8 protein-coding genes and 1 pseudogene are annotated in these 7507 nt (G+C 31.9%); 7 read left to right on the top strand and 2 right to left on the bottom strand.

The window, feature by feature from the left end; translation table 11 throughout:
• Positions 1-105 precede the first annotated feature (105 nt).
• From AC22L0_RS25145 to AC22L0_RS25130, 4 genes and pseudogenes are all read left to right on the top strand, one after another.
• Positions 106-816, top strand: coding sequence for a response regulator transcription factor (locus AC22L0_RS25145; RefSeq protein ID WP_001206988.1), 711 nt, complete (start codon positions 106-108; stop codon positions 814-816).
• The gene (locus AC22L0_RS25140) at positions 809-1831 is read left to right on the top strand and encodes a sensor histidine kinase (RefSeq protein ID WP_000286657.1); all 1023 of its coding nucleotides are present in this window, start codon (positions 809-811) and stop codon (positions 1829-1831) included. Before AC22L0_RS25145 ends, AC22L0_RS25140 begins: the two co-directional genes overlap by 8 nt.
• Positions 1832-1896: 65 nt before the next feature.
• Positions 1897-2235 (top strand): annotated as a pseudogene (locus AC22L0_RS25135) (tyrosine-type recombinase/integrase); the annotation flags it as partial.
• 153 nt (positions 2236-2388) lie between these two features.
• Positions 2389-2904: a hypothetical protein gene (locus tag AC22L0_RS25130; RefSeq protein ID WP_074594553.1), complete on the top strand. Its 516-nt coding sequence runs from the start codon at positions 2389-2391 to the stop codon at positions 2902-2904.
• 375 nt (positions 2905-3279) lie between these two features.
• On the opposite strand, the gene tnpB is transcribed toward AC22L0_RS25130, so the two are convergent.
• The gene (gene tnpB / locus AC22L0_RS25125) at positions 3280-4401 is read right to left on the bottom strand and encodes an IS200/IS605 family element RNA-guided endonuclease TnpB (protein ID WP_240853665.1); all 1122 of its coding nucleotides are present in this window, start codon (positions 4399-4401) and stop codon (positions 3280-3282) included.
• 616 nt (positions 4402-5017) lie between these two features.
• On the opposite strand from tnpB, the gene AC22L0_RS25120 reads away from it, so the two are divergent.
• The 3 genes from AC22L0_RS25120 (at position 5018) to AC22L0_RS25110 (ending at position 6754) form a co-directional block, all read left to right on the top strand.
• Positions 5018-6091 (top strand): response regulator aspartate phosphatase, encoded by a 1074-nt coding sequence (locus tag AC22L0_RS25120; RefSeq protein ID WP_086391989.1) that lies wholly within the window; start codon positions 5018-5020, stop codon positions 6089-6091.
• A complete protein-coding gene (locus AC22L0_RS25115) occupies positions 6088-6213 on the top strand; it encodes an aspartate phosphatase (protein ID WP_086391988.1) in 126 nt (41 codons plus the stop codon). Before AC22L0_RS25120 ends, AC22L0_RS25115 begins: the two co-directional genes overlap by 4 nt.
• Before the next feature lie 151 nt (positions 6214-6364).
• Positions 6365-6754, top strand: coding sequence for a hypothetical protein (locus tag AC22L0_RS25110; RefSeq protein ID WP_487272507.1), 390 nt, complete (start codon positions 6365-6367; stop codon positions 6752-6754).
• 163 nt (positions 6755-6917) lie between these two features.
• On the opposite strand, the gene AC22L0_RS25105 is transcribed toward AC22L0_RS25110, so the two are convergent.
• Positions 6918-7094, bottom strand: a complete 177-nt coding sequence (locus AC22L0_RS25105) for an antitoxin VbhA family protein (protein WP_163051259.1) — start codon at positions 7092-7094, stop codon at positions 6918-6920.
• Positions 7095-7507: the final 413 nt, after the last annotated feature.

Below are 7507 nucleotides of genomic sequence, written 5' to 3'. Positions count from 1 at the left end.
TTTAAAGGAATGCCAATTTTCTTATTTTAATGACTTGTAAATTAAAGAGAATAAGCGCAATAATTTTGGACATGTATAATAGAAATTATGAAAGCAGGTGTTATTTTGCGAGAAATTAGAATTCTTATAGCGGATGATGAAAAAGAAATTAGAGATTTATTAAAAAAATATATGGAGCGAGAATTATATAAGGTTGATGTTGCTATAGATGGCGAGCACGCTCTTTCGTTATTTAATAAAAACAAATATGATCTGTTTATATTAGATCTTATGATGCCAAAAATTGATGGGATTGAGGTCTGCAGAAAATTAAGAGAAAAAACGAATGTTCCTATTCTAATGCTCACTGCTAAAAATCATGAAACTGATAAGATATTAGGTTTAAGTATGGGCGCAGATGATTATATTACAAAACCTTTTAGTATAAATGAGGTAGTAGCTAGAGTTAAAGCTCTTATGAGGAGATTTTTAGTTTTAGGAAGTGAAGCAGGGGATAGAGAACAAACACGTATAGAGTTTAAAGAAATCTCAATTGATATGAAAAAATATACTGTTTTCAAAGAGGGGAAAGAGATTCCTTTAACTGCAAAAGAGATGGAACTACTAAGGTTTTTTGCTTTAAATCCGGAGCAAGTGTTTACAAAATCTCAGTTGTTCCGTAATGTTTGGGGGGACAACTATTTAGAAGATGATAATACTGTCATGGTCCATATTCGAAAACTTAGAAAAAAAATAGAAGTGGATCCCTCTAATCCTCAATTAATACAAACAGTTTGGGGAATCGGATATAAGTTTGTAGGTGACCAAAATGTATAGCGATAAAATTATCTTACTTAATATTCTTCAATTGTTATGTATTATAGGACTTTTTTTTACAGATTTAAATAATCAGCTATTAGGAATAAATAAACTTGTTTTGTACATAGTACTATTTTTCTTTACGACTTTTCTCTTACTTATAAGGTTCCACTTCGTTAATCGTTTGAAAATAATGATTGAGGAGTTACAACGTGTAATTAAAGGGAATTTAACAACAAGGTTAATTGTAAATGAAGATAATGTATTTAATAAAATGATATTTTCTGTGAATGAATTAATTGAACAGTTAGAGAGAGTTCAAATCGAATCCATTAAAGCTCAAAATGCGAGAAAAAGGCTCTTATCAAGTATTTCTCATGATATCAGAACTCCTCTTACATCTATTATAGGATATATTGATGCTTTAAAAGATGATATAGCTGTTTCTCGAGAAGAGAAAAAAGAGTATCTTGAAATTATTTCAAAAAAATCCAGCAACTTAAAGCAATTAATCAATGAAATATTTAATATGGCAAAGCTAGATGCAGATGAAGTTTTAATAAATCCTGAATCTCTAGAATTAACTGAAATTACCAGAGAAGTATTAATTGAGTATTTGCCTGAAATCAAGAAGAATAATTTGGAGTTAAAGCTTAGTTTGCCAAAAACAAAATGTTTTATCACGGCTGATTATCTAAGTATTATAAGAATTATAGATAACCTAATAAAAAATGCTATTTTATATGGGAAAGAAGGAAAAGTACTTGGGATAGAACTCATGGAATCAAATCAAGAATTCCAATTGCTTGTTTGGGATAAAGGACAGGGAATCGCGGAACATGATTTAGATCATGTATTTGAACGAATGTATCGTGGTGACCAATCAAGAAATTCTATTAATGGAGGTAGCGGATTAGGGCTTGCTATTGCTAAATCCTTAGTAGAAAAAAACCAGGGCAGGATATGGGTTGAAAGTAGTCCATGGAATAAAACAGTTTTTGGTATCTCATTTCCAAAAACAGAAAAGGTTTAATAAATATAGATAATATATGGTTTAAATTAAAATTTGCCCCAAATAATGTAGTAAAGTAGTTATACAATATAGGTTTATGTATTAGTGACCTCTTAAAACTAAAGGTTGCAGGTTTGAAAGGGAGTTATATCTTAATGCTTGAAATGAAGAGTAGTAAGCAGTAATGTATCTAGATTACTGCGGCATTAAGAAGAGATTTAAATAGGTACATTGAAGATATGGAAGACCATGAGTATCTAATTAAGAGTAGGCAGGGAAAGAATAGAAAGAAGTACAGCATATAAGTTACTTAGTAACACTGCGACATTGAACTAGATGAAATAGGAACACATACATTATGTAAGAGATTTGTAAATCATATGTATATGCAGACAAAGAATATAGCCTTGCTTATAAAGAAATTTATGTGAATAGAGTTGTTTAATTTACAATAAAGTCCTTTGAAAAATAATATAGTTGTTTAATTCTTATTGAACTAACGGTGCAGGATAGTTGAATAAGGATGATGATATACTTAAGGGGGAATTTACTTTATTTTATAATTTATGAGGTGGAAAATGGACTCTTTAGAATTAAACAAATCTAAATATATTGTCTCTAATATCAAAGAAATTTTGCATAAAAAGCTTATTCTTGATATACCGTTAACTAAAGATGAGGTGAAAAAATTAAACCTAGTTAATCCCCCTATATACGAAAATGAGAAGTATCTCATTCAAAAACGGTGGTTTTATAGTATTAATATCGGAGAATGGGAAGATGTGGATATTATTATTCAAGGGAATAATGAAAATCCCGATGTGGAGATTATCGAAATGGCAGAAAAAACATTCGATGAACTCCATCTACATATAAGCTGTGCATTAAAATATTTACAAAAATTCTTCCCTAATCAAGAAATGAAGAACTACTATCTATCCACAATATGTTTTGGAAAGATGGTTAATTTTGACGATTATATATTTTCTGGATTTAGTTTAGCTTTTATTTATGATGGTCACTTTGAGTTTCAGTATAAAGTAAAATTTAAAGACGATGGATGGCCTATTGGTTTTGAAGGTGGCCCACTTTAATAATAATAGATAATTTTTTCTTAATGAACTAACGGTGCAGTTTAGTTTAATAACAAAAAAATCCAGAACTAATGTATAATCCATTATGAATATTTAAAAAGTGGAGGGTTGCATACACAACACCTCCTATTCTTTTTCTGCCGCATGTATGGGCTTCTTGTGTAGCTTTGAAAATATAGCGCGAAATCATGAAATGTGTTCTTATAAAGGGAAAAACTTCCCATAGCTCATCCCGATTACCCTGATGCAAAAGCGTAGAATTTCTATATTAGCTGAACTTTCAACCTAATGTCTCCTGTATTGAACTACCCCCACTTTCACTTCGTTTAGAAGTGGAGGATTCCTAAGTAAAGAGTTCTATCGAACTCTAATTGATTAGGCTAACCCCGCAGTCCTTGCGGTTAGAAGCCTTATCGCTTCATTCTTTAGATTGATACTTGCGTTAATATCCCTATCATGGTATGTACGACAAGAAGGACACTTCCATTTACGTAGGTTTAGGTTTTTAACGTCTTTATTTTGATACCCACAACATGAACATAATTGGCTTGAAGCAAATGTTTTCGATACGACAATGACTTGTTTGCCATACCATTTTGCTTTATATTCCAACATGGCTCGAAACTGTGACCAAGATACCTCACTAATTGCTTTTGCTAACTTATGATTCTTTAACATATTCGATACTTGCAAATCCTCTATACCAATAACATCGTGGTTTTTGATGATTTCAGTCGAGATTTTGTCCAAGTAATCTTTTCTAGCATTTGCCATGTATTCATGAATTCTAGCTACTTTTACTCGTTGTTTATTCCAGCGATAAGATCCTTTCATTCTTCTAGAAAGAACACGCTGTGCTTTTGCCAACTTCTCTTCTAACAATCGAAAAAACTTCGGATTTTTATAGGTTGTTCCATCTGACAAAATGGCGAAATCTTTTAGTCCCACATCCATTCCAATGTAAGAATTTGTTTTCGGAAGTTCTTGCACTTCTGTCTCCACTAACAATGACACGAAGTATCTACCAGAAGGGTTCCGTCTAACCGTAGCATTTAAAATACGTCCCTTTACTTCACGACTTTTGGCAAATCGAACAAGACCTAGTTTTGGCAATTTCATTTTATTTCCTACAACGGCAATGTTTTCATTTGTTTGTTTTGTGGTGTAAGATTGTACGTTGTTCTTCTTAGATTTGAAACGCGGGGCACTGTTTTGTTTTTTGAAAAAGCGTGTATACGCATCCGCAAGGTTGCGAACAGATGACTGAATCGCAATACTATCGACTTCTTTTAGCCAAACAAACTCTTTCTTCAAGGCAGGAAGTTTGACAGAGCATGTACCATATGTCAAACCTTTTCCTGTTTCTTTATATGCATGATCCCATAGAGATAGGAAGTGATTGAATACAAAACGAGAACAACCAATCGTTTTATTGATTAGTGTCGCTTGTGCTTTATTTGGATAGATACGAAATTTATATGCTTTATTGATCAACATTCATTTCACCCCCATTTCGGTATAATTCTATTATATAACAAACGTACATTCGGTTGGTAGTAAAGTAACAGTTTATGTATGTCGAACAATTAAGATGGCTTTCTGCCATCCCTTGTCCGAAGCCAATTCATCTCCCACCTACTCACCTCGCGTTCCTTGAGGAAGGAGTCTTTTTGGCTAAAATGATAAATTACACCCTTTCTATTTAATAGTTAATCTGGCGATTTGTGGACAGTGAAAATCCCAGCATAAAATTGGATGAAGTAAAGAAGTTAGGCGGGAGAACAACTACTAGTAAAATTCTGACGGATTCAGCTGAATATATGAACTTAAAGACACAAGAGTACAACTTAATGTAATAAAAAAGAGCCATATATGATGCTATGGCTCTTTTTAAGTATTAAAATATTTCTCCGTGTTCAGCATTTTGTATTGTGTTGTTTGAAGTACAACCAAAAACGGCTACTAATCCTAGAGTGATACCTAAAACTTGAATTACTTTCTTCATTTTCTTCTGTGAATATTCAAAAATAAGTTTCTCAAGTTAAAATATTGTGAATATATTTATAAATGCAAGTATACCGTGATAATATTTGATAAAAGGGGGTAGGAGAAGATGAGTGTTAACCTCATTTCTAACGAAAAAATCACCAAATTATTAAATGATTGGTATCAAGCTATGATTGCACAACGTGTATTACAGTCTGAAAAGATAAAAGAAGATATTGAAAGTAAAATCAATTATATCAAGGAAGATCAAACAATATTAATGTATTACGCTTTACTAAATGCGCGGTACAGCCTTCTAATTCGTGATACGAAGGGTTCAAAAGATATTTTAGACAAAGTCGAACCTTTACCAGACAAAAATGAAACATTTTTAGAGTACTATTATCATTTATTTAAAGCTATTTACGCCATCAATACGGCCAACAATAGTGAAGCAAGGGGTCATTTTGAAGAAGCTGAAAAGCTTCTAGATTACATGCATGATGAAATTGAAAAAGCAGAATTTAATTATTGGCTTGCTGTTTACTACTACCATATAATGAAACCAATTCTAGCAATTCAATATGCTATGAAGGCAAATGAAATATTTATAAATAACGCAGGATATGAACTGAAAATAGCAGCATGTTTAAATACTTTAGGAATGGCAAACATACGACTAAATGAATTTGAAAGTGCAGAAGAATATTTACTTTCAGCATTAGACACTTTCAAAAAATCAGGTGATGAAATTCTAATTAAACGCGTTAAGCATAATTTAGGGCTTTTATATGCAAGTCAAAATATGCCAGAGTTAGCAGTTAAACATTTAGAGAATTCATTAGAGAATAACTTTAAAACTATGTTTCTTTTAGCGAGAGAACATTTCAAGCTAGGAAAGCATACTATTGCTAATGAATATATTGAACAAGGTTATAAGCTTAGTGATGTAGGTTATCGTCATCATTTCGAAATCTTAAGGGCATTACATAATAAAGCACCACTCGAAGAATTTGAGAAATTAGTTATAGAAGGTATTTCTTATTTTGAAGCAGAAGAATTATATGAGTGGGTAAAAGAATATGCTTCTCTTTTAGGTGACCAATTCTACAATTCAAAAAATCATGAAAAGGCAAGCAAATATTTACACATTGCTTTAGACGCAGACAAAATAAGCAAAGAAAGAAGGGCGCTAAAATGAAAAAAGCTATCTTATTAATGATGATGTTGTCCACCGTTTTTACTTTTGGTCTTACTAATGTAAAAGACGTATCACAACAAGAATCAATTGAAGTATTTATGGATCATGGGGAGCATATTTAATTTTCTAAAAAGAGGCTAATAAAGTTTTATTTAATCTAATTATTAAACAGAGATCTGAGCGTATTACTGATGCTTGGATCTTTTTTAATAATAGGGATTTGTGAACATAACTATTGGTTGAGTACGGAAATAATAATTGTGGGGGAAAAAGATGAAATGGGGAATAGAAGCAATAAAGAGTTATGAATTAAATTGTAATGACTTAGATCGATATACATTTTTAGGGGAAGAATACCAAAGTACAAACTGGAGTTATTTATCTCTCTCGCATCTTCAAAATTTCTTAGAAACATCAGGTTTGGATAGAGATATGATATTAGAACTGCTGCCAATTAATTTTAAAGGAATTGTATGGAAGTCTCTCGAGAGCGAGGTCTTGGAATTTCTAAATACTTTAACAAACCCTATTAGATGTTTGGAGATTTTAGATAGATATAACTTAATGGATTCTGCAGCAACTCATACACCAAGCATGGAATATAAACTGAGATGGTTAAAAGAGCGCTGGGTGAAAGGATATTATATTTTCGCCAACTGTTGAGATAAAGCTTGAATAATAGAAAGGAGGATATATTTGAGAGGACCGACTCATGTAGCAGCAGGGGCAGCATTCGCTTTAATTACACATAATTATGCGGGAATAGGGGATGATTCCTATTTATGAAAGCTGGTTTCAAGGTACAGATATTAAAGTAAAAGATTATTTATTTGCGTCTGGCAATATCATCTGCTAGTTTAATCAATTCCTCCATAGTAATCTTTCCACGTAACTTATCCTTTATGACTTTCTCCATTTCCTTTGTAACAGTCAATCCCTCAATTGCTAAGGTCGCCTTTGCTGCTTCAAAAGCTTTTTGTAGCTCTTCCTCATTTTTAAACATAATTTGGATCACCTCTTTCAATTTGAATTTATTTTTAATTCTTATTTCTGCCTACTAAACCTAAAAATATATAAAAATAAGTTGAATGGGGGTTGCTCCATTACAACTTTATGAAAATAAAACGGGATTCAATATCTAATCATTAAAAGGATCAAATTATATATAAAGAATCTAAAACAGAGATATCTAGTACGGAATTATATTATGAGAACAGAGCATATCAAGTTGAAAAGGATGTATCTATGAATTTGCTTTTCCAGTACGTAAAAAACAGGGTACTACATGTTTTTTGTCTGGTCGTAAATGTAAGAAGAATAAATCGTTTGTTAATAAGCGGGAATTTCCGGTGATTCATTACTTTTAAATGATAAAACAAGCACCCATTCGAGTGCTTGTTTTATCACGATTTAGAA

Source organism: Bacillus sp. LQ01 (genome assembly GCF_057624735.1).
This window is presented reverse-complemented; position numbering and strand designations above follow the sequence as displayed.